At 62.1% G+C, this 398-nt stretch carries 1 pseudogene; it reads left to right on the top strand.

Annotation, left to right across the window (positions count from 1 at the left end):
• Window positions 1–225, top strand: a pseudogene (locus RZO55_RS03040) (hypothetical protein); the annotation flags it as partial.
• Window positions 226–398 lie beyond the last annotated feature (173 nt).

The following is a 398-nucleotide window of genomic DNA, read 5'->3' on the forward strand; positions in this document are numbered from 1 at the left end:
ACCAAAACGGTGCTGCGCAACTTCGAAGGCGTGATCACCTCGTATCCGGAACCTTCCAATTACCGTCCCCACGATCCGGAATCCTGCGAGTATTGCCAGTCGGCCAAGGGGAACCAGGAGGGGATCGCGGCGCTGATGAGCGACGAACGGATCAACCTGGAGCCGAAGCATCTGCTCCGGGAGGATCGCCGAGGCTCCCATTCCCCCGAACCGGCCAAAGCCTGAGGGTCGTGTGGCCGAAGGATTGGACGGGAAGGGAACTGAAGCGTGTCGCCATCGTCGGCTTGGCCAAAAACGCCGGCAAAACGACGGTGTTGAACGCTTTGTCGAAGCTCTCCTCCTCCCGTTCCCTTCCCGCGGGACTGGTCAGCATCGGAGTGGACGGCGAGGAGCGGGAC

Source organism: Clostridium boliviensis, from assembly GCF_033342255.1.
In the GTDB taxonomy this organism is placed as follows: Bacteria; Bacillota; Clostridia; order Lachnospirales; family Lachnospiraceae; genus Lacrimispora; species Lacrimispora boliviensis.